Source organism: Tardiphaga sp. 813_E8_N1_3, from assembly GCF_051811025.1.
GTDB lineage: Bacteria > Pseudomonadota > Alphaproteobacteria > Rhizobiales > Xanthobacteraceae > Tardiphaga.
This window is the reverse complement of record NZ_JBPWQE010000001.1, coordinates 1402078-1424438: the sequence shown is the minus strand read 5'-3', so window position 1 is coordinate 1424438 and position 22361 is coordinate 1402078. Positions and strand designations below refer to the sequence as shown.

Below are 22361 nucleotides of genomic sequence, written 5' to 3'. Positions count from 1 at the left end.
GGGGACCCATAGCCACGATCATCAAGGTAAGAGCGGCAGAGCCACGACCACATCGCTTTAAACCGATCCTTGGTGTTTATGGATCCCCGCCTTCGCGGGGATGACATCCGGAGATGTGCCTCGCCCCTCCCCCGCCGCGAAGACGCGGCGACCTCTCCCCGCCTAGCGAAGCTTCGCTTCGCGCAAGAGCGGGGAGAGGTTAAGCAAAGCTACCCCCGCCCCACCGTGCATTCGATCTGCCCGTGCGGCTCGTCGGTCGGCAGGAACACGTCGTTGTTGTTGTCGAGACCAAACGTCGAGAGATTCATCAGGATGTAGTGGATATTCGGGCAGGCCATGCTGATCTCGGAAATTTCCGGCACGGCGGCCAGCACCTTTTCGCCCATGCGATACAGGCTGTTCTGCACGCTCGGACTATAGGTGGTCGCGAATTCTTTCAGCAGCGTGTCCAGAATTGTCTTGTTGGTCGCGGGATAGCTGGCGGGCTTGCCCGACCACTTCCATGACGCCACCATCGATGTCGCGCAGATGCGGTCACTGGTCGGCTGGATCGTCGAATATTTGTCGGTGTAGTAATTCTCCCAGCCCGACTGGGTCGACTTCATGAAGGTGAAGTTGTCGAGGCCTGAGCTCATGGCCATGCCATCGCGCGTCGCGACAATCTCGACAGTGGGCTTGCCGTTGCTGTCGAGCAGGAACGCATGCGGATGCAACTCGCCATCGACGGCGAGGCGCGCCCATTTGGTCTCATGTGCGGTGATGCTGACGGAACTCGCCTGCGGATACAGGTCGAGATAGCGCTTCGCCAGCACCTGACAGAGCTCCTCGGTCGACAGCGCGGTATTCTCCCGCGCCACCACATTGACGATGTTCTTGATGGTGTCCGTGGATGTCGAGGTGGAGTTGTCGCCATCGGTATAGGCGCGGCCGAAATCGCCTTCCAGCATCGCCTTGATGCTGAGCTGGCTGACATCCTGCTTGTCGCCGTCGCGATGGATCCGCATGATGCGGACACGGCCTTTTCCATATCTGTTCTTGATGAGCGGCACGCGCGACCTCCAGTCTGTGTTGGCGACTAGCCTTGTTGACGACCAAGAAACCTCGGTCGCCGGGCAATATATTGAGCAATGCTCACTTTCGAGCAACCTTCGTGCCACCGGTCACCACACCAGCGGAGCGAAATGGCTTTCAGCGGCGTCTGGCACGAGGTTTGTATCTGACGATCATAATGCCACGATATTTCATCACCTAAGCAAGGGGCTAGATCAATGACAGTGAGCGTCCATCCCGTCGACGAGGTCCTCCCGACCCCGCGCCTTCTCGCGCTGGGCCTGCAGCATGTGCTGGTGATGTATGCCGGCGCCGTGGCGGTGCCGCTCATCATCGGCCGCGCCCTGAAACTGTCGCCGCAGGAGGTCGCCTTCCTGATCTCCGCCGACCTGTTCGCCTGCGGCCTTGCGACCCTGGTCCAGTGTATCGGCTTTCCCGGCGTCGGCATCCGCCTGCCGGTCATGATGGGCGTCACCTTCGCCTCGGTCGGCCCGATGCTGTCAATGGCCGCCGCTCCGGATATCGGCCTGCTCGGGATCTATGGCTCGGTCATCGCTGCCGGAATCTTCGGCATCGTTGTCGCGCCTTTCATCAGCCGCCTGCTGCCGCTGTTTCCCCCCGTGGTCACCGGCACCATCATCATGGTGATCGGCATCTCCCTGATGCGCGTCGGCATCAACTGGGCGGGTGGCGGAATACCCACCTTCACCAAGATGATCGACGGCGTTCCGCACACCTTCCCCAATCCGGGTTATGGCCAGCTGCAGGGCCTCGGTATCGCGCTGTTCGTGCTGGTCGTGATCCTCGCTCTGATCAAATGGGGCACCGGCTTCCTGGCCAATGTCTCGGTGCTGCTCGGCATCATCGCCGGAGCCATCCTCGCCAGCGTGCTCGGCGTGATGCATTTCGACAAGGTCAGCACCGCTGGCTGGGTCGATATCGTGCTGCCGTTCCATTTCGGCATGCCGCAATTCCACCTCGTCCCGATCGTCACCATGTGCATCGTGATGATCGTCGTCATGATCGAGTCGCTCGGCATGTTCCTGGCGCTCGGCGAGATGACTGATCGGAAAGTCGACAGGGACGCGCTGACCAAGGGCCTGCGCGCTGACGGCGTCGGCACCTTCCTCGGTGGCATCTTCAACACCTTCCCCTACACCTCGTTCTCGCAGAATGTCGGTCTCGTCGGCGTTACCGGCGTGCGCTCGCGCTGGGTGACCATTGCCGGCGGCGGCATCATGCTGGTGCTCGGCCTGTTGCCGAAGATGGCCGCTTTGGTGGAGTCGGTGCCGCAGGTGGTGCTCGGCGGCGCCGGCCTCGTGATGTTCGGCATGGTCGCCGCGACCGGTGCGCGCATCCTCACAGCGGTCGATTTCAAGACCAATCAGCGCAACTTGTTCGTGGTCGCCATCTCGGTCGGCTTCGGCATGATCCCGCTGGTGTCACCGAACTTCTTCAAGAACCTGCCGCACAACCTGCATCCGCTGCTGGAGTCGGGCATCCTGCTCTGCGCGCTGGTCGCGGTGATCCTGAACGCATTCTTCAATGGCGTCAGCAGCGCGGAGACCGCAAAGGCCGAAGCGGCGGGCGTGGCTGCGGCTGCGACGCACTAAGTTAGCGCTGTCCCTCTCCTCACCTGTGGGGAGAGGGACAGCGAGCCAGTGTTACTTCACCTTCGGCTCGAGCCCGCTCGCCACGATCACAGGCGCGGCCTGCTTCGAGGACAGAAACGCGATCAGCGCCTTGCCGGCATCCGGCTGCGGCGCATTGCTCGCAAGCCCTGCAGAGAACACAGTGATCTTCTGCAGCTCCGCCGGCAGCGGGCCGACGATCTCGATGCCCTTGACCGGCTTCAATTCGCTGATCTGCTGAAAGCCGATCTCGGCCTCGCCCCTCGCGACGATCTCGCCCACCGGCGTCGCCGGGATCTTGCGCGCCTTGTCCTTCATGGCGTCGGCAATGCCGAGCTTCTCGAACATCTCCTTGCTGACATACACACCGCTGGCGCTGTCCGAATAGGCCACGGTTCTGGTCTTGAGCAGCGCCACCTTCAGCGTATCCGCCGAGGACAGGTCCGGCTTCGGCGCGCCCTCCTTCACGGCGACGCCGATCGGCGAATCCGCGAGATCGACGCGACTGTCGGCGACTACCTTGCCCTTGCTGACGAGATCGCTCAACGCATAGCCCACCATGATCAGCACATCGGCCGGCTCGCCGCGCGCCAGCCGCATCGGAATCGCCTGCGGCGTCTCGCCCATCGACGGCCCATAGGCCGTGACGACGGTATTACCCGTCGCCTTCTCGAATTGCGGCACCAGTTCCTTGTAGGCCGCCGTAAAACCGCCGGAGATCATCACATGGACTTCGGAGGCGAAGGCGCTGGCTGTAACGATGGATGTGAATGCCGCGACCAGCAGCAGGCGATTAATGCCACGCATGACGTTCTCCCTGATTTTTTTTTGTTTTGTGATGAGACGACCAATTCAGGTCGAATGTAGGATGGGTCGACTTTCTCAGCTCCCGCGATACGTCCCGTAGCTCCACGGCGTCACCAGGAGCGGCACGTGGAGATGGCCTTCGGGTTCATAGACCGAGAACCGCAACGGGATCTCGTCGAGGAACGGCGGATCGGACATCGGCACATTACGTTCGGCAAAATAGCTGCCGACCTTGAAGGTCAGTTCATAACGCCCGATCGGCATCGGCCTGCCGCCGATCAGCGGCACATCGGTGCGGCCGTCGTGATTGGTCAGCGTGCGCGCAATCACGCGGCTGACGCCGAGCTTCGACAATTCGACAAGCTCGACCGAAATCCCCGCTGCAGGCCGACCGCTATGGGTATCCAGCACATGGGTCGAGAGCCGGCCATGCACCTGCAGGCGATCCGGGCCATCGACCAAAAGATCGGTACGCAGCGCAGCTATCTTGCAGATTTCGGCGACCGATGCGGTCACTTCGGCGGCCGGGTCGTTCGGTAACCGCTTCCCGAAATCCGCGAGGATGGAATCCTTGGTGTGGCGGCGGACACAGACGATATAGGGGAAGCCGAACTTCGCTCGATAGGCATTGTTGGCGCGATCAAAGGCCGCATATTCCGCTTCCGACAGCCGATCGAGCCCGACGCTGTTCTGCTCGGCATTGGATTCCGCCGTCAGGAGATCGCCGCGCTGCGTTTTATCGGCAAGGTCCGGATGCGCCTTGATCAGCGCCAGCCGCTGGCCTGACGCTGCTTCTTCCACCACCTTGCGCATCGCGGCGAACAACTGCTTGACGCCCGCGAACGGCCGGCTGTCCGCGGCCTTCTCCGCGATCCACGGCGAATACTCGAAGATATTCGCCAGCGCTGCGACGAATTCCGCTTTGCTGCAGCTGTTGAGTTCGTCGAGCGTCTTCTCTGTCATGACAGGGCTTATCCCAATCCTGGTCTATCCGATGGCACGGGCGTCGGCGGCGAGATGTTTCAGATTGGCGTGCCAGTGCTCGGCGATATCAAGACGCGTCGGCACCCAGACGCACTCGTGGCTCGCGATGTAATCGAGGAACCGCATCAGCGAGGCCGCACGGCCGGGACGACCGACGACGCGGCAATGCAGGCCCACGGTCATCATCTTCGGAGAGGTCGCGCCTTCGGCGTAGAGCACGTCGAACGAATCCTTCAGGTAAGTGAAGAACTCGTCGCCGCCGCCAAACCCCTGCGGATTGACGAAACGCATGTCATTGGCATCGAGCGTATAGGGAATGATGAGCTGCGGTTCGCTGGGTCCCTTGATCCAGTAAGGCAGATCGTCGGCATAGGAATCGCACAGATACTTGAATCCGCCGGCTTCCATCAGCAGGCGAATGGTGTTGATCGAACTGCGGCCGGTGTACCAGCCGGTCGGGCGTGCGCCGGTCGCCTCGGTATGCACGCGGATCGCCTCGGCGATCTCGAAGCGCTCCTCGGGCTCCGACATATCCTTGTGCTCGATCCACTTCAGACTGTGGCTGGCGATATCCCACTTCGCCTCCTGCATCGCTGCGACGATTTCGGGATTGCGCTGCAGGGCTGTGGCCACGCCGAACACGGTGGTCGGCATGTTGCGTTCGGTAAACATCCGCCACAGCCGCCAAAAGCCGGCGCGCGAGCCATATTCGAACATGGATTCGATATTGGCATGGCGCTGGCCCGGCCAGGGCTGCGCACCCAGCACGTCCGAGAGAAACGCTTCGGAGGCGCGATCGCCATGCAGAATGTTGTTCTCGCCGCCCTCTTCGAAATTGACGACGAACTGCACCGCCACGCGCGCGCCGCCCGGCCATTTCGGATCGGGCGGATTGCGGCCGTAGCCACGGAGATCGCGGGGATAGTCGCCTGATGTCATCAGACCATCTCGAAACGAACGGGTTGCGCACCTTTCCAGAGCACGGTCTTGCCCATCTCTTTCAGATTTTCGATATTTGAGGTCAGCGTAATGAAATGGTTGCCGGCAAGCTGGCCCATCTTGCTGGCGAAATGCACGCCGCTATAGGCCAGCAGGATCTCGGTCTCGCTGATGCCACCCGGATACAGGATGATGTGGCCCGGCGCCGGAAAGCTGGTGTGGTTCTCATAGGGCACGCCGAAATCGAGATCGCCAAGCGGCATCCAGACGCCCTCGCCGCTCCAGCGCACATGGATCGCCTGGCTGACGAACGGCATCGCCTTCTTGAAGGCGGCGACGGTCTTGGGGGCATCCTTCTCCTCGAACTTCGCATCGAAGGTGAAGTCGCCGACATGGACTTTGAGCTGGCTCATCCGTGGGATCTCGTAATTGGGGTGACTGAAAAAACGATCTATCCAGATTGCAGCAGGGGGCGAAAGAAGCAAGCCGCAGTTTTCGGCGGTCCAACACCGTCATTCCAGGGCCCTTGTCCTTGCTCGTCATTCCGGGGCGCAAAGGACCGCGAAGCGGGCCGGCGCGAACCCGGAATCCCGGAGTGTTTGGCTCTACGGAGACTCCGACGTTGAGATTCCGGGTTCAGTCTCGTCGCCTTCGGCGCCGGTCCCGCCCCGGAATGACAGTGGGCGAGGAAATGTCATCAAACATTTTTTCCTATTCTCCATTGACACCATCATCATCAGGTTTATATTCCCCTTCGTCCAGCCCCGATGAGAGGGGCGAGCGCGATCGTCACGTTCGCGGGGCTGGATGCGGTGGACGCCGGAGATGCGGCGTTACGCGGTTCATGGGTGACGTCTGTCTTCGGGCAGGACGGATCTGCGCCAGCACTGCCACTGGCAAGGAGAGGGCCAACCTTCGGATGGAAAGACCCTTGGACAGTGTGACGGACGACCAAAGTCAAAACGTGTCCGGCCTATTCGCTTGAGGCTCCCTTCCCATCGCCTTGGGACTTTAATTCGGTGATCGGATCGTTCGCTGAGGCAAAGTGCAAGCAACCGAAAAAACACCGCAGGCGGAACGCTGGGCACTTGCTCGGCGCCTCCGAAAGTCCTGATGCATAACACCATGCGGAAGACCGCATTCGCATCAGGCCCAAGGGTGCAACGGGCACCCGGCGTTCCGCACGCCCTCTTTCAGGAGGGCGGGAATGCGAAACACGACGGCGTCCCCGCGCCGCTAACAACAGGGGTGATAACGCATGTCTGAAGGACAGTGGCTGTTTGAAATTTGAATCCTACAATGATGCGCTGCCGCTATCGTTCATCGCTCAGCGTTGGCTTGAACGTCAGCGGTGCTTCCATCGCACGCTGCCTCGCGCGATCGACGGCCTGTGCAAAATCCTGCGCATCGAACCACGGCTCATCGCGCATCAACGCATCCAGATCCTCATTCCAGATCTGCGACACTTCGATATCGAACTTCATATTGTACTTCTGGCTGACAGCCTGAATTCCGTAGCCGGTAACGGCCCATTGTTTGCCGAGCCAAAACACATCCCGATGCAGCACCACGTCTACGCCCAATCTCGTCCGGTATCGTACAGAGACGAAAAGAACCCCAACCCGATGAGGGTGAGGCTCTACTGAACCGGTCTAGTCCATCAAATTTTAGCAACATCGTCCAGCGTTGAGAACAACGCCGATCTAGATGCGACCATTCTCGTTCGGCGGCTGTGGATGCTGCGCCTTCTGCGCCCGTTCCGCATCGGCCTTGTTGGCCTCGTGGCGTCCGATCACGCACCCAGCAACGACGCCGACCTTGCCATGTCCTGCATAGTGGCCAGCGATTCCGCCAATGATCGCGCCCTTGATACAGCCTTTCGCCTCGGCCGCAACCGATGAAAACGCGAGACCCGCAATCGCAGTGCACAGCAGCAATTTCTTCACGACGAATCTCCCACATGATTGACGTCATACAAGTCGCCACTCCGCATTTCGTTCCATGAGCGGAAATATCGCCGCTCACACTCGCATCCGATTCGTGCCATAGATGTCGCAAATCGTGCCCAGGGACAAAACGACCATGCCAGCACCCAAACCGCCTGCTTTCGAAACGCTGAGTCTGCATGCCGGACAGCATCCGGACGCGATCACCGGCGCGCGCGCCGTGCCGATCTATCAGACCACGTCCTATGTGTTTCAGGATTCGGACCACGCTGCTGCGCTATTCAATCTCGAACGCGCCGGCCACATCTATACGCGCATCTCCAATCCAACCACGGCGGTGCTGGAAGAGCGACTCGCCGCGCTCGAGAACGGCGTCGGCGCAGTGTGCACCGCGTCCGGCATGGCCGCGCTGCATCTCGCCATCGCCACATTGCTCAATTCCGGCGATCACATCGTGGCGTCGTCCTCGCTCTATGGCGGCACCATCAACCTGCTGGCGCACACGCTGCCGCGCTTCGGCATCACCACGAGTTTCGTCAAGCCGCGCGATCTCGACGCCTTCAAGACGGCGATCAAGCCGAACACCAAACTGGTGATCGGCGAAACCATCGGCAATCCCGGCCTCGAAGTGCTCGACATTCCCGCCGTCGCCGACATCGCCCATGCCGCGAAGATCCCGCTGCTGATCGACAATACTTTCGCGACGCCGTTCCTGTCGCGGCCGATCGAGCTCGGCGCCGACATCGTGATGAACTCCGCCACCAAATGGATCGGCGGCCACGGCATCGCCATCGGCGGCGTCATCGTCGATGGTGGCCGCTTCGACTGGCACGCCTCCGGAAAATTCCCGCAACTCACCGAGCCCTATGCCGGCTATCACGGCATTGTCTTCGACGAGCAGTTCGGCAATGCCGCCTTCATCATGCGCGCCCGCACCGAAGGCCTGCGCGATTTCGGCGCGTGTCTCTCGCCGACCAATGCCTTCCAGCTCCTGCAAGGCGTCGAGACGCTCGGCATCCGCATGGAGCGCCATATGGCCAATACACATGCGGTGCTGGCGGCGCTCACGGCCAACAAGGCGGTCGACTGGGTGCTGCATCCGTCGCTGGAGAATCATCCGGACTATGCGCTGGCGAAACGCCTGCTGCCGCGCGGCGCCGGCTCCATCGTCTCCTTCGGCATCAAGGGCGGCCGCAATGCCGGGCGCAAATTCATCGAGGCGCTGAAGCTAACCAGCCATCTTGCCAATGTCGGCGACGCCAAGACACTGGTCATTCATCCCGGAAGCACCACGCATCAGCAGATGGACGCCGAGCAACTCAAGGCCGCCGGCATCGGCGAGGAGCTGATCCGCCTCTCCGTCGGTATCGAAGCCGCCGACGACATCATCGATGACCTCGCGCAGGCGCTGCGCATCTCGCAGAAGGGCTGAGCGATGCAACTCACCGTCAACGGTCACGAGACCTATATCGCGAATGGTGGCCGCACATTCGATCCTTCCCTGCCAGTGGTCGTGATGATCCACGGCGCCGGCTTCGATCACTCGACCTGGGCGCTGCATACGCGCTGGTTCGCGCATCACGGCTTCGCGGTGCTCGCGCCGGATCTGCCCGGCCACGGACGCTCAAAGGGTGAAGCGCTCACGACCATCGCCGATCTCGCCGACTGGACCGCAGCATTGATCGAGGCAGCGGGCGCAAAGACCGCGCGGCTGATCGGCCATTCCATGGGCTCGCTGATCGCGCTGGAGGCCGCCGCACGGCATCCCGGTAAAGTCACGCGCCTCGACCTGATGGGCACGGCAGGAACGATGACCGTCGGCCCGGATCTGTTGAAGGATGCCGAAGCCAATCAGCATTCCGCCATCGACATGGTGTCGATCTGGGGGCTCGGCTTTCGCGCCGAACTCGGCGGCAGCCTCGCGCCGGGGCTGTGGATGCATAGCGGCGCGCAGCGCGTGCTCGAAGCCACAAAGCCGGGCGTGCTGTTCGCCGATCTCAACGCCTGCAATACATACCAGAATGCGCTGACCGCTGCGGCCCAGCTTGATATCCCTGTCACGCTCATCCTCGGCGAGCGGGACATGATGACTCCCGCCAAGGCCGGCAAGACCCTGGCCGCCGCATTGAAAAACGCCCGCACGGTGATTCTACCCGGCACCGGCCACATGATGATGGTCGAACGCCCCGACGACGTGCTCGCCGCGCTACAGATCGCGCAATAGAGTCTGGAACGGGTCGATGGCTGTTGCACCGCGCGGCGCGCTGTGCTTCCTGTCCGGTATTATCGGTGCCTCCGCAAGGAGGTGAAACGGGAATGCGGTGCGGGGAAATATCCCCTATGCCGCGGCTGCCCCCGCAACTGTAAGCGGCCATTCCGGGTCCACAAAGCCACTGAATTTGCATCGCAGATTCGGGAAGGCGGACCGGGAGACCACCGCGAGCCAGGAGACCGGCCGGTAACGAGTTTCACACTCGTTCGACGGTGGGTCGACGGAAGGGGTTAAATGACTATCCGGAATTTGGCCGCAGGCACTGCGGCCGTTGTTGTTCTGTCCTGCTCTCACAGTGCTGCGCATGCGCAGTCCAGTGCCGAGCAGCTCTCTGAAATCGTGGTGACGGCGGACAGAGCGCCCGAACAGCTCAATCGCACTGGCAGTTCGATCAGCGTCGTCTCAGGCGAGACCATTGCGACCAGCAATCCCGGCTCGCTGGTCGATGCGCTGCGCACCGTGCCTGGCCTCGATATCAGCGAAAACGGCGGCCCCGGTGGCACCGCGAATGTGCGCCTGCGCGGCGGCAATACCGGCCAGACCCTGGTGATGATCGACGGCATCCGCGTCAACGATCCCACGGCTGCATCAGGCGACTTCGAATTCGCGATGTTCACGCCCTCGGCCATCGAGCGCATCGAAGTCCTGAAAGGGCCGCAGAGTGCGCTCTACGGATCCGACGCGATGGGCGGCGTAGTCAACATCATTACCAAGAAGGGCTCCGGCCCTGCGCAGGTCAATGTGCGCACGGAAGCCGGCAGCTATGGCACCGTCGTCACACAGGGATCGCTGACCGGCTCCAACGGTCCGTGGTCTTACGCCTTCACCGGTGGCGGCCAGCACAGCAACGGCTTCTCGCGTTACGGCTATCGCATCCCTGCCCTCGAAGCGAAGTTTCCGAATCTCGAAAACGACAGTTTCGATCGCGTCGGTGGCTCGGCGCGCATCGGCTATGACGCCGGTGAAGGCATCCGGCTTGAGTCAGGCATCGTGCAGTCCTTCACACGCGCGGCATACGATGCGGCCAGCGGCACATATCCAGACACGGGATCGTCCACTGACCGCCTCCTGCAAACAGTCTACGGCCGCGTTGGCATTGACTCCTTTGGTGGTGTGTTGACGCACAACGTAACTGTGTCGAACACCCATACCGAGCGCTCGTTCACCGAGCTCAGCTATCCACTCAGTATGCGGCCGCCGCCGGGCGCGACCGCGAGGATCTTGGATTACTGGGGCAACAGTCTCGGCGCAGAATACCAAGCGACGCTGAAACTTGGCGCTTTCGGCTCGCTGATCTACGGTGCCAAGACCCAGAGCGAAACGGCACAGACTTTCACCACGGGCATTCTTCCGACACCGGCTGCAATGACCTCCACATTGTCGAAACGGCAGGACACAAATTCGGTGTTCGCGTTGTGGTCAGTCCCGATCGGAGAGCGGCTGAACATCACCCTCGGCGGGCGCGTAGATGACGTCGTCGATGTCGCTCGCTTCGAGACGTGGCGCGCGACTGCCGCCTACAACATCACAGAGACCGGGACCAAATTTCACGCCAGCGCTGGAACAGGCGCCAAGGCACCAACTCTGTTCCAGCTCTACTCACAGGCCAACGGCACCCCGTCGCTTTCCCCTGAAACGAACTTTGGCTACGATGCTGGTGTCGATCAGAGCCTGTTCAACGGTCGCGTGGTCCTTTCGGTCACAGGCTTCGCAACCGACTACAGCAATCTGATCAACTTTGTATCGTTTACACCTAGTGCATGCGCCGCTGGCCAGACGACCGGCTGCTATAACAATGTCGCGCGCGCCGAGACCAGCGGTCTCGAAGTGGGCGGCAATGTCGATGTCATCCCGGGCTTGGTAAAATTCAACGTGGCCTACACCTACCTGCACGCCCAAGACGTCGGCAATGATACCGTGCTGGCACGCCGGCCAAAGAACGCTGCCCGATTTGCGCTCACGATCACGCCGACCGACAGGTGGATGATCGAGCCGCGCGTGACGACGTTCTCCAAGCGCTTCAGCAGCGCCAATCAGGTCGGTCAGGTCGATGCCTATACGCGCGTCGATCTCTATACCGAGTACAAGATCGATGCGAACTGGAAGGTCTTCGCCCGCGGCGAGAACATCCTGAATGAGCATTACCAGGAAGTGCTGAACTTCGGCACCACGGGACCTGCAGCTTACGCAGGCTTTAACACCACATGGTAACCACAGCGCCAGCAGCACGCCGCCGGACGATCGCGACCATCGCGCTCGTCGGTCTCGTGACGCTGCTGGCACTGGGCTCGCTCGGCACAGGACCTGTCAAACTCTCGCCGCTGACGGTGCTCGATGCATTGTTCGGCGGCGGCAGCGACGTGCAGCAGATCATCGTGCGCGAAATCCGCCTGCCCCGCGCTATCCTGGCACTGGCGATCGGCGCGATCCTCGGCCTGTCGGGCGCCGCGCTGCAGGGCCTGCTGCGCAATCCCCTCGCCTCGCCTTCGCTGTTTGGCGCACCGCAATCGGCAGCCTTCGGTGCCGTGCTGATGATCTCGCTCGGCTGGGCCGATGTCCGCTCGTGGGCCCTGCCGGTTGCCGGCATCACCATGGCATTTCTCTCTGTCTTCGTGCTGCTCGGCATCGCCGGCCGCAATGCGGGCCTGCTGCTGCTGATCCTCGCGGGTCTCGCAATCTCCAGCCTGGCAGGCGCCGCAACGGCGCTGGTGATGAACCTGTCGCCCAATCCCTTCGCTGCGCTCGAAATTGCGTTCTGGCTGCTCGGCTCGCTGGAAGACCGCAGCTTCCGTCACGTCACGCTGGCACTGCCATTCATTGTCGCCGGCGCAATCATTCTGATGAGCCAGCGTTCGGCCTTCCGTGCATTGAGCCTTGGCGAAGAAACCGCACAGAGCCTCGGCGTCAATGTGAGCCGTCTGCGCCTGCTGGTGATCCTTGGCGTCGCGCTCGGCGTTGGCGGCGCTGTCGCAGTCACAGGCACGATCGGCTTCATCGGTCTCATCGCACCGCATCTGATGCGCCCGATCATCGGTCACGATCCCGCACGATTGCTGATCCCGAGTGCGCTCACCGGCTCGGCGCTGCTGCTCGCCGCCGATATCGCCGTGCGTATCATCCCGTCGACCACCGATATCAAGGTCGGCGTGCTGACCTCGATCATCGGCGTGCCGTTCTTCCTCTATCTCATCATGCGCGAGCGTCGCGCTCTGGGCGGAGGCGTCGCATGAGCGATCAGGCGCTGCTCACCGCAAGCAATCTGAACGTCACGCTCTCCGGACGCGAGGTGCTGCACGATGTCTCGCTCTCGCTACACCGACAGCACCTCGTCGCCCTGGTCGGCCCGAACGGCGCCGGCAAGACAACGCTGCTGCGCGCATTGGCGGGATTGCAGTCGTCCACCGGCGCGATCCATGTCGCAGGCCATACACTGGCGTCCTTGTCGCTACGCGAGCGCGCAAAGCGCTTCGGCTATCTGCCGCAAGGCCATGTCGTGCATTGGCCGCTCGACGTGAAGGACGTGGTCGCTCTTGGCCGCTATCCGCATGGCGCGACCGATCCGGCGCGACTGACATCATCGGACAGGGCTGCGGTCGAGCGCGCGATGCAGGCCACCGACATCGTCGCCTTTGCCGATCGGCGTGTGACCGAACTCTCCGGCGGCGAACGCAGCCGCGTCGCGCTCGCACGCGTCCTCGCTGTCGAGGCACCGATCGTGCTGGCGGATGAACCGACCGCATCGCTCGATCCGCGTTACCAGATCGACGTCATAACAAATCTGCGCGACATCGCCGACAGCGGCGTGCTGGTGATCGTGGTGACACACGATCTCGGCCTCGCCGCGCGTTTCGCCGATACGGTGCTGGTGATGTCCGATGGGCGCCTCGCAGCACAAGGCGCACCGCAACAGGCGCTGTCCGATGACATCGTCGCCAATGTGTTCCGCATCAGCACCTATCGCGCCGAACACCGGAACGAAACGATCATCCTGCCTTGGGCGGGAGTCTGAGCGATGTGGCGGCTATTTCGCCAGCGCGGAAGCAAGCCGGCTCAGAGCGGCCGCATCGGGGGGCAAGCCGAAGCGCAGCAGCTCGTGGCTCCAGTCGAAGTGGCGACACCAGATCTGCTGCCGGGCCAATGCGGCATGCCATTTCAGGGCGTCGGCATGTCGCGCCAGCCTGTACAGCGGCGTGCCGCCGACAATCTCGAAACCGGCATCGGCCAACACATTGTCAAGCTTGATACCCTGGGCGACCAGCGCGACGCGAGTCTGTGTGGCCCAGCGCTCGTCGCGCAAAGCGGCCGCGCCGATGACCTGCGCCGGTCCGGAACACGCCCATGGGCCGATGGCAGTCGCGATACGCTGCGCGATCAGCGGAGCCGCGAGCGCGAAGCCGAGACGCAGGCCCGCGAGGCCATAGAATTTCCCGAACGAGCGCAGGATCACCACCGGCAACGTTGCGCACAGATCGACCGCGCTGATCGCGGGATCGATATCGGCGAAAGCCTCATCGATCACCAGCCAGCCGCCGCGCCGTTGCAGAATCTCGGCAACATCGGCGAGTTCATCGCGCGTGGCGATACGCCCGTCGGGATTGTTTGGATTGACGATCACGACATGCCTGGCATGATCAGGCAACGCGCTGAGGCTGCCGATCACGCCAACCTCATGTCCGCCGGCGCGCCAGGCCGCGACATGCTCGTTATAGGTCGGCCCGACGATAGCAACGGCTCCAGGCGCGGCGAGATGCGGCAGCCACTGGATCAGCGCCTGCGTACCGGCAGCGGCAACGGGATCCACGCCACCGGGCACGTGGTAAGCGCCGCGCGCAGCGGACAGCAGCACCTGTTCGTCGGCACGCGTCGGCAGGCGTTCCCAAAGATGGCTCGGCAGGTTGGCAGGAATAGGCCACGGCCATGGATTGATCCCGGTCGAGAGATCGATCCATTGGTCCGGCGCGCCGCCGAATTCCGCCATCGCCTGCGTAAGATCGCCACCATGTTTCATGCGTGTGTCATGCCATTTTCCAGCGTCAAGCGCGAGGGGTTACGTAACGTGCTGATGGCTGCAGCGTTACTCGGCAGCATCTGCGCATCAGCTCCCGCACATACAGCCGAGCAGCCGCGCATCGCGTCGATCAATCTCTGCACCGACCAGCTGCTCGCCACCCTTGCCGACCCCGAACAGATCCTTGGCCTCAGTCCCTATGCACGCGATCCCGCGCGATCCTGGGACGCGACAAAGGCTGCGCAATTTCCGCGGCTGTCCGGCGAAGCCGAGGACGTGCTGGTTCTCAAGCCCGATATCGTCGTGGCAGGCCGGTATACCAAACGCGCGACGCGCGAATTGTTGAAGGACAAAGGTCTGCGCGTGGCCGAGTTCGATCCAGCGCGCTCATTCGAGGACGTGAAAAAGCAACTGCGCCAGATGGGTGCCCTGGTGAAGCACCCGGACCGCGCCGATGTGGAGATCGCAAAACTCGATGCTGCGATGGCGCATGCGCGGGAAGCGGCGCGGCGCAAGCCATTTCGCGTTCTCGCGGTCTCGCGCCGTGGCTGGGTATCCGGCGGAGACAATCTTACGACATCACTGCTCTCGGCGGCCGGCCTGATAAATGCTGGCGGTGAGCTTGGTCTCAAGGCCGGTGGTTATGCCTCGCTGGAAGCGATCGTCAGTCTGAAGCCGGATTTTCTGCTGGTGACCGACAGCAACGATTATGCCGAAGACGAAGGCCGCGCCTTCCTGCTGCATCCGGCGCTGGAGAAATTCTATCCACCGTCCAAACGTATCGTGATTCCGGAAAAGCTCACTGTTTGCGGAGGCCCCACTCTGGCGCAGGCTCTGGATCGCCTCGCCACAGAACTCCAGCGCGTTGATCGCTGATGCTGGCCTCGGATGACACGCTCTACATCGTCATCGCGGCTCTCGCCTTCGATGCTGTGATCGGCGATCCTGACTGGCTGTGGCGACGCGCACCGCATCCGGTCGTTTGGATCGGCCATGTCATCGGATATCTGGAAAACCAGTTCAACCGGGAGAGCTGGTCACGTGCCAGGCGCAAGGCCATGGGTATCGTGACCGTGATCTTGCTGGTCGGCAGCGCTATTGCCATCGGCGGCGCGCTCGAAGACCTATTTGAGCCGAGTCTGTTCGGAGTTCTGGTAAAGGGCCTGATCGCCTCCGTGCTGATCGCGCAACGCAGCCTGTATCAGCATGTGGCCCGCGTCTATCGTGCCTTTACTGACGGCGGCTTGCCTGCAGCGCGACAGGCCGTCGCGATGATCGTCGGCCGCGATCCTGAGCGTCTCGACGAATCCGGCGTCGCACGCGCCGCCATCGAATCCACCGCCGAGAATTTCTCCGATGGTATTGTCGCTCCGGTGTTCTGGCTGGCGTTGCTGGGGCTGCCCGGCCTGATCGCCTATAAGGCCATCAACACCGCCGACTCCATGATCGGTCATCGCAGCGTGCGGTATCAGGATTTCGGCTGGGCGGCGGCGCGGCTCGACGATCTCGTCAATCTAATCCCGGCACGGCTGGCGGGATTACTAGTCGCGCTCGCTGCGCCGGTCGCACGCGGATCGATCATCTCGTCATTGAAGATCATGACGCGCGACGCCGGAAAACACCGCTCGCCCAATGCCGGCTGGCCGGAAAGTGCCATGGCTGGAGCGCTCGGGATCGCAATAGCCGGACCGCGCGTCTATGCCGAGGGCGCTGTCAACGATCCCTATCTCAATGCCGAAGGACGCGCGGCTGAGCCCGATGACATCGGCCGGGCGCTTCGCGTGTTCGTCGCAGCCTGCGTCTTGCAGGCGGTGATCTATGCGGCGCTGGCGCTATTGCTCTAACGGCTGCGGGCGATCTCGATCAGCCGATCGATATCAAGATGCTTTTCGCAATGATCGGCCAACGCATCGAGCGCAACTTCGATCTGCGCATCATAGGCCAGCGACGAGGCAATGCCGAGATTGGCCAGCCACGCCTTGCGGAATGCATCGCCCGTGAACAGGCCGTGGACATAAGTGCCCTGCACGCGTCCATCGACAGAAGCGGCACCATCAGGCCGTCCATCGATCATCACCAGCGGCCGCGCGCAGTCGACACCTTCGCTACGACCGAGATGGATTTCATAGCCTTCAATCGCGGCGCCAGTCGCGCAATGCGTACCGGTGACCAGCGTCGTGGATTTATCCGCGCTCATCAGCGTCGCGATATCGAGCAGGCCGAGGCCATCGACCGACCCGGGCGAACCATCGACACCATCGGGATCGGCGATCGTCTTACCCAGCATCTGGTAGCCTCCGCACAGGCCGAGCACATGGCCGCCGCGGCGCACATGCGCCTTGATGTCGATGTCCCAGCCCTGCGCACGCAGGAAGGCGAGATCGCCGATGGTCGACTTGCTGCCGGGAATGACGACCACGTCAGTATTGCCCGGGATGGCTTCGCCCGGCCGCACGAAGACAAGCTTCACGCCGGGCTCCATGCCGAGCGGGTCGAGATCGTCGAAATTGGCAATCCGCGCCAGAACGGGCACCGCGATGATGCGCGTTGATGAAGACGCATGGGTGCGATCGAGATCGACAGCATCTTCGGCCGGCAGGAAGGCAGCTTGCGGCAGCCATGGCAACACGCCGATGGATGGCCAACCCGTCAGCCGCGTGATTGCCTTAAGGCCGTTGTCGAACAGGCTGGGATCGCCGCGAAATTTGTTGACAATGAAGCCGTGGATGCGCGCGCGCTCTTCGGCCTCAAGCACCAGATGCGTGCCGGCCAGGCTCGCAATGACACCGCCACGATCGATATCGCCGGCGAGCACCACGGGGATGTTGGCTGCCGCTGCGAAGCCCATATTGGCGATGTCGCCAGCGCGCAGATTGATCTCCGCGGGACTGCCGGCGCCTTCGACGAGAACGATGTCAGCCTGATCGGCCAGCAGCGAGAAACTTTCAAGCACCGCTGGTAGGAGTGCAGCTTTCTTCTCCAGATAGCTCTTCGCCCGCAGCGTGCCCCAGCGCCGACCCTGCACGATGACCTGCGCACCGGTATCGGTCTCGGGCTTCAACAACACTGGGTTCATATGCACACTCGGCGGCAGCTTCGCCGCGCGAGCCTGCACCGCCTGCGCGCGGCCGATCTCGCCGCCGTCCATGGCCACCGCTGCATTGTTCGACATGTTCTGCGGCTTGAACGGTGCCACCTTCAAGCCACGCCGCACCAGCGCCCGCGCGAGGCCAGCGACGATCGTCGACTTGCCGGCATTGGAGCCGGTCGCCTGGATCATCAGCGCGGGCGTGGTGAGGTTCATATGTTTTCTTTCATGAGCATGATCTTTTCCGAAAACCGGCGCCCACTTTTCGGAATCATGCTCTAGAACTCGATGCCCTTTTGGCCCTTGATGCCGGCGCGGAACGGATGCTTGATCAGCGTCATCTCGGTGACCAGATCGGCCATCTCGATCAGCTCGGGCTTGGCGTTCCGGCCAGTGATAACCACGTGCTTGTCGGCCGGCTTCTCGTCGCGGAGGAAAGTCAGAACCTCGTTGAGATCGAGATAGTCGTAACGCAGAACGATATTGAGCTCATCGAGCAGCACCAGACGATGGCGGTCGTCGCGCATCATTTCCTTGGCGCGCTCCCAGCCGGCGGTCGCTGCAGCAATATCGCGCTCGCGGTCCTGGGTGATCCAGGTAAAGCCCTCGCCCATGATGTGCAGCGTGACGAGATCCGGGAAGGTCTTCAGCAGCCGCGCTTCGCCAGTGTCCCATTCCGGTGACTTGGTGAATTGCACGATGCCGACCGGATAGCCGTGACCGATATGGCGGAACACCATGCCGAGCGCTGCCGAGGTCTTGCCCTTGCCGGTGCCGGTATGGACGATCAAGAGGCCCTTCTCGCCGACCTTGGTCGCCATGATCTTGTCCTTCGCTGCCTTGTGCTTGGCGGCCTTGATCTTGTGGCGGGCATTTTCTTCGTCGTCGTGGGCGAGTTCGGTCATGCGATTTCCTTTGCGATCTCTTGATGTGCCTGCGGCAGAAGTTCGGCGATTAGATCGGCAGCGCGGTTGGAACGCGGCGTCCACAGATCCCGGCGGATGGCTTCCGCAAAGCGCGCCGCCGTCTCGCGCAGCGCCGCTGGATTGGCGGAAGCCATGAAGCCTCGAACTTCGTCATTTTCCAAATAGGAGGCGAACAGCTGATCGAAATGGTGATTGGCGACCGCATTGGTAGAGGCCGCAAAACCGAACAGATAATCAACCGTGGCCGCGATCTCGAACGCGCCTTTGTAGCCGTGACGCATGACGCCGGCGATCCATTTCGGATTGGCGCCGCGACCGCGCACCACGCGCGAGATCTCATGTGCCAGTGGCCGCGCGATCGGCGCTTCCGGCCGCGACGTATCGATATGGGCGATGCGCGGCGCCGAGCCACGCAGCGTCTGCACTGTCGCCGCAAGGCCGCCGATGAACTGGTAATAGTCGTCAGAATCCAGAATATCGTGCTCGCGGTTGTCCTGCGCCTGCGCGACGAGATCGATGCCCTTCAGCCGCTCGGCAAATTCACCGCGCGCATCCTCGCCGTCGATTCCGCTGCCGTAGGCATAGCCGCCCCAATCGAGATAGACGTCGGAAATGTCAGCGCGGTTACTCCAGCCGCCTTCATCCATCAACGCCTGCAGGCCCGCGCCATATGCGCCGGGCTTGGAGCCGAACACACGGCGCGTCGCCTGTCGCCGCGCGATCTCGCAGGTCATGCCGCCAGCTTCGAGCGTGCGGGCACGCGCGCGGACGTTGGCCGCGATGGGATTGGCGTCATCGGGTTCATCGAGTGCGGCCACGGCACTCACGGCAGAGCCGATGATATCCATCTGGGTCGGGAATGCATCGCGGAACAGGCCGGAGACACGGAAGGTCACATCGACGCGCGGGCGTTTCAGCTCAGACAGCGGCGTGATCGCAAAGCCAGTGACACGGCCGGAGGTTTCCTCCCACAACGGCCGGGCGCCGATCAGCGCCAGCGCCTGCGCGACATCGTCACCGCCAGTGCGCATATTGGCCGTGCCCCAGGCCGACAGCGCGATCGCGCGCGGCCATTCGCCGGCCTCCTGCCAATAGGATTCGACGAGCCGTTCTGCCGCAAGTTGCCCGATGCGCCATGCGGATGGCGTCGGCACAGCGCGGACATCAACCGCGAAGAAGTTACGCCCGGTCGGCAACACATCGGGGCGTCCACGCGTTGGCGCGCCAGATGGACCAGGCCGCACGAACTGACCGTCGAGGCCTTTGAGGAATGCGGCCGTCTCGGCGCCACCGCAGGCATCGATGGCGGGTCGCAGCTTCGTATCGATCCATCCAAGCACTACGGCGGTGCGCGTCCAGGCGGGATCGCACGGTAGCTTGCCTGACACGAGTTGCAGCGCCAGTCCTTCGATGCGCTCAACGGTATCACCTGTGGTGCGCCACACTGCATCGCTGACATCGGCAAGAATGCCGGGGCGCGGGCCCAGATAGTCATCGGCCATATCACGGGTGAGCGGATCGAACGTGCCAAGACCGAGATCGGCGGCCAATACGCGATGCAAAGACGCATCCTGCGGCTTGATGTCCGAGCGCGGCAGGCGCGCGATGGACACCAGGAGATCATTGCGCTGTGCGTCCTCGGGCACGCGGCCGAAAATGTGCAGTCCGTCGCGGATCTGCATCTCCTTGAGATCGCAGAGATGGGCGTCCAGCGCGCGTAGCGCCTCGCCGGTCGGTGTGTCGCGGGTGACATTAACGTCGGCATCGATCTGCTGCGCGCGGGCGAGTGACAGAATGTCCTCGGCGATCACTGCGGCGCGCTTGGGATCGAGATCGGTCGCCATGGCATATTCGTCGACTAGGTTCTCCAGCCGCGCCAGATCGTCGTGCAATTCGGCCCGCGTCATCGGTGGTGTCAGGTGATCGATGATCACGGCGGAGGCACGGCGCTTTGCCTGAATGCCCTCGCCGGGATCGTTGACGATGAACGGATAGAGATGCGGCAGCGGACCAAGTACGGCATCGGGTAAACAATCGGCCGACAGGCCTGCGCTTTTACCCGGCAGCCATTCGAGATTGCCGTGCTTGCCGAGATGCACCACCGCATGCGCATCAAAGTCGCGGCGCAGCCAGAGATAAAAGGCGAGATAGTGATGCGGCGGCACCAGATCGGGATCGTGATAGGTGCTCTTCGGATCGATATTGTAACCGCGTGCCGGCTGCACACCGACGGTGATGTTGCCGAAACGATGCAGGCCAAGGCGGAAGGCGCCATCGACGACATGCGGATCGCTCGCAGCTTTGCCCCAGCGCGACTCAATAGCGACCTGCACATTGGCCGGCAGCGTCGCAAAAGCCGCACTATAATCAGCTAGCGACCACGTCACGCCACCGCTTCGCTCCGCGCGACCGACAAGCGCATTCGTTGGACCCTGCTGCAACAGCTGCATCATGGCGGTCGTCATATCGGGCGCGTCACCCGTGATGTATCCGGCTTCGGCCATGGCGGCGATCACATCGATCAGGCTCTGCGGCGTATCGAGGCCAACGCCGTTGGCAAGACGGCCATCGCGGTTGGGATAATTCGCAAGGATCAGTGCGACGCGACGTTCGCTCGCTGACGAACGACGCAAGCGCACCCAGGCCTTTGCGAGATCGGCCGTGGCATCGACGCGATCCTGCACCGGCTGCAGTGTCGTCGGCGCGAAGCCGCCGTCGCTTGTGCCGCGTTCCTTGAAGGCGATGGCATTGGCGAAGATGCGCCCGTCGACTTCCGGCAGCACCACATGCATCGCCAGATCACGCGGTGTCAGGCCACGGGTCGACGCTTCCCAGCTGGCGCGCGAGATGCCGGCCTGGGCGACCTGCAGAATCGGACAGCCCGACGCCGACAATACACCGGCATCGTCATGCGCGGTTGCCGTCGCGAAGGCCGTCGCGTTGATGATGATATCGGGCGGATAGGCTGCCAGCGCAGCCCGCAGGAACGCGGCGGAGCGCTCGTCTTTCAGGCTGGTGACATAGAGGCAAACCGCATTGAGGCCGCGCGCGTCGAGCGACAGACGCAATGCATCGATTGCCGCCGTATCGCCTCCGGCGACCAGCGCGCGATAGAAGATCACGATGGCATTGGGGCGATTATCCGTCACAGGCTCGCTCGGCCAGAAGCCGGCTGACGGCATCGGTCGTGCCGCAGGTGGCTCCTCACCGTGACCGATCAAATGCGCGGCATAGCGCAGTGCCAGCTGCGCGTTGTCGACACCGCCCTCGCTGCAATAGCGCCACAACGCATGGGTTTCGTCGCTGCTGACCGTGCCGCGGGCGGCCAGTTCGGCATTCCAGTCCATCTCGCCGGGCAGGCAGGCGAACTTGCTACCGCGGTTCAGCGCGTCGCTGCGCAGGCTCTCCACGCCATGGGGCCAATAGCTGATGCCGCCGAGCATGCGCAGCATCACTATCTTCGCCTTGGCCAGCGTACGCTCGACATAGAGATCGACCGATGCGGGATGACCGAGCGCCAGCATGTTGGTGAGGCGCACGCTCGGGAAATCAGCGGGCAGTGCCGCATGCGCCGCATTGAACGCCGCCAGATCGCTGTCCGCCGCCGACAGCACGACGATGTCGGCAGTGTCCTGCCCGAGATCGCGGGCGACGTCGCCGTCGTCAATACTGCCGGAGGTATCGAGCTTCAGATGCATGCGGGTGAACCT

General features: G+C 62.6%; 19 protein-coding genes and 1 riboswitch. Of the genes, 8 read left to right on the top strand and 11 right to left on the bottom strand.

Going from position 1 to position 22361, the window contains the following annotated elements:
• Window positions 1–209: 209 nt before the first annotated feature.
• Complete coding sequence (pucL, locus tag AB8A33_RS06665; RefSeq protein WP_439092048.1) at window positions 210–1049, bottom strand: factor-independent urate hydroxylase; 840 nt, start codon at window positions 1047–1049, stop codon at window positions 210–212.
• 219 nt (window positions 1050–1268) lie between these two features.
• Between pucL and AB8A33_RS06660 the strand changes: the two genes are divergently transcribed.
• The gene (locus AB8A33_RS06660; protein WP_439092047.1) at window positions 1269–2663 is read left to right on the top strand and encodes a nucleobase:cation symporter-2 family protein; all 1395 of its coding nucleotides are present in this window, start codon (window positions 1269–1271) and stop codon (window positions 2661–2663) included.
• A 51-nt stretch (window positions 2664–2714) separates the two neighbouring features.
• Here the strand turns inward: AB8A33_RS06660 and AB8A33_RS06655 are convergent, their stop codons facing one another.
• From AB8A33_RS06655 to AB8A33_RS06630, 6 genes are all read right to left on the bottom strand, one after another.
• Window positions 2715–3488 (bottom strand): substrate-binding domain-containing protein, encoded by a 774-nt coding sequence (locus tag AB8A33_RS06655; RefSeq protein WP_439092046.1) that lies wholly within the window; start codon window positions 3486–3488, stop codon window positions 2715–2717.
• A gap of 75 nt (window positions 3489–3563) precedes the next feature.
• A complete protein-coding gene (gene uraD, locus AB8A33_RS06650) occupies window positions 3564–4451 on the bottom strand; it encodes a 2-oxo-4-hydroxy-4-carboxy-5-ureidoimidazoline decarboxylase (protein ID WP_439092045.1) in 888 nt (295 codons plus the stop codon).
• A gap of 24 nt (window positions 4452–4475) precedes the next feature.
• Window positions 4476–5411 carry an allantoinase PuuE gene (gene puuE, locus AB8A33_RS06645; RefSeq protein WP_439092044.1) on the bottom strand — a complete coding sequence of 312 codons (936 nt, stop codon included), beginning with the start codon at window positions 5409–5411 and terminating at the stop codon, window positions 4476–4478.
• On the bottom strand, window positions 5411–5824 hold the full coding sequence (locus AB8A33_RS06640) for a DUF3830 family protein (RefSeq protein ID WP_439092043.1): 414 nt from the start codon (window positions 5822–5824) through the stop codon (window positions 5411–5413). The genes puuE and AB8A33_RS06640 overlap by 1 nt, the downstream gene beginning before the upstream one ends.
• Before the next feature lie 900 nt (window positions 5825–6724).
• The gene (locus AB8A33_RS06635; RefSeq protein ID WP_439092042.1) at window positions 6725–6994 is read right to left on the bottom strand and encodes a hypothetical protein; all 270 of its coding nucleotides are present in this window, start codon (window positions 6992–6994) and stop codon (window positions 6725–6727) included.
• Between the two features lie 120 nt (window positions 6995–7114).
• Complete coding sequence (locus AB8A33_RS06630) at window positions 7115–7357, bottom strand: hypothetical protein (protein ID WP_231079818.1); 243 nt, start codon at window positions 7355–7357, stop codon at window positions 7115–7117.
• Window positions 7358–7493: 136 nt separating this feature from the next.
• Between AB8A33_RS06630 and AB8A33_RS06625 the strand changes: the two genes are divergently transcribed.
• The 5 genes from AB8A33_RS06625 (at window position 7494) to AB8A33_RS06605 (ending at window position 13638) form a co-directional block, all read left to right on the top strand.
• Window positions 7494–8789 (top strand): O-acetylhomoserine aminocarboxypropyltransferase, encoded by a 1296-nt coding sequence (locus AB8A33_RS06625; protein ID WP_439092041.1) that lies wholly within the window; start codon window positions 7494–7496, stop codon window positions 8787–8789.
• Between the two features lie 3 nt (window positions 8790–8792).
• Complete coding sequence (locus AB8A33_RS06620; RefSeq protein WP_439092040.1) at window positions 8793–9581, top strand: alpha/beta fold hydrolase; 789 nt, start codon at window positions 8793–8795, stop codon at window positions 9579–9581.
• Between the two features lie 46 nt (window positions 9582–9627).
• Window positions 9628–9831: riboswitch (cobalamin riboswitch) on the top strand.
• Between the two features lie 32 nt (window positions 9832–9863).
• Window positions 9864–11840, top strand: coding sequence for a TonB-dependent receptor plug domain-containing protein (locus AB8A33_RS06615; RefSeq protein WP_439092039.1), 1977 nt, complete (start codon window positions 9864–9866; stop codon window positions 11838–11840).
• The gene (locus AB8A33_RS06610; RefSeq protein WP_439092038.1) at window positions 11834–12859 is read left to right on the top strand and encodes a FecCD family ABC transporter permease; all 1026 of its coding nucleotides are present in this window, start codon (window positions 11834–11836) and stop codon (window positions 12857–12859) included. Before AB8A33_RS06615 ends, AB8A33_RS06610 begins: the two co-directional genes overlap by 7 nt.
• Complete coding sequence (locus AB8A33_RS06605) at window positions 12856–13638, top strand: ABC transporter ATP-binding protein (protein WP_439092037.1); 783 nt, start codon at window positions 12856–12858, stop codon at window positions 13636–13638. The genes AB8A33_RS06610 and AB8A33_RS06605 overlap by 4 nt, the downstream gene beginning before the upstream one ends.
• A 12-nt stretch (window positions 13639–13650) precedes the next feature.
• Here the strand turns inward: AB8A33_RS06605 and cobD are convergent, their stop codons facing one another.
• Window positions 13651–14637: a threonine-phosphate decarboxylase CobD gene (gene cobD / locus AB8A33_RS06600; RefSeq protein ID WP_439092036.1), complete on the bottom strand. Its 987-nt coding sequence runs from the start codon at window positions 14635–14637 to the stop codon at window positions 13651–13653.
• Window positions 14638–14646: 9 nt separating this feature from the next.
• Between cobD and AB8A33_RS06595 the strand changes: the two genes are divergently transcribed.
• Window positions 14647–15513: an ABC transporter substrate-binding protein gene (locus tag AB8A33_RS06595; protein ID WP_439092035.1), complete on the top strand. Its 867-nt coding sequence runs from the start codon at window positions 14647–14649 to the stop codon at window positions 15511–15513.
• Window positions 15513–16481 carry an adenosylcobinamide-phosphate synthase CbiB gene (gene cbiB, locus AB8A33_RS06590; protein WP_439092034.1) on the top strand — a complete coding sequence of 323 codons (969 nt, stop codon included), beginning with the start codon at window positions 15513–15515 and terminating at the stop codon, window positions 16479–16481. Before AB8A33_RS06595 ends, cbiB begins: the two co-directional genes overlap by 1 nt.
• Here the strand turns inward: cbiB and AB8A33_RS06585 are convergent.
• The 3 genes from AB8A33_RS06585 to cobN form a co-directional block, all read right to left on the bottom strand.
• On the bottom strand, window positions 16478–17941 hold the full coding sequence (locus tag AB8A33_RS06585; RefSeq protein ID WP_439092033.1) for a cobyric acid synthase: 1464 nt from the start codon (window positions 17939–17941) through the stop codon (window positions 16478–16480). The genes cbiB and AB8A33_RS06585 overlap by 4 nt on opposite strands.
• 62 nt (window positions 17942–18003) lie before the next feature.
• A complete protein-coding gene (cobO, locus tag AB8A33_RS06580; RefSeq protein ID WP_439092032.1) occupies window positions 18004–18630 on the bottom strand; it encodes a cob(I)yrinic acid a,c-diamide adenosyltransferase in 627 nt (208 codons plus the stop codon).
• Window positions 18627–22349 (bottom strand): cobaltochelatase subunit CobN, encoded by a 3723-nt coding sequence (gene cobN / locus AB8A33_RS06575; RefSeq protein ID WP_439092031.1) that lies wholly within the window; start codon window positions 22347–22349, stop codon window positions 18627–18629. The genes cobO and cobN overlap by 4 nt, the downstream gene beginning before the upstream one ends.
• Window positions 22350–22361: the final 12 nt, after the last annotated feature.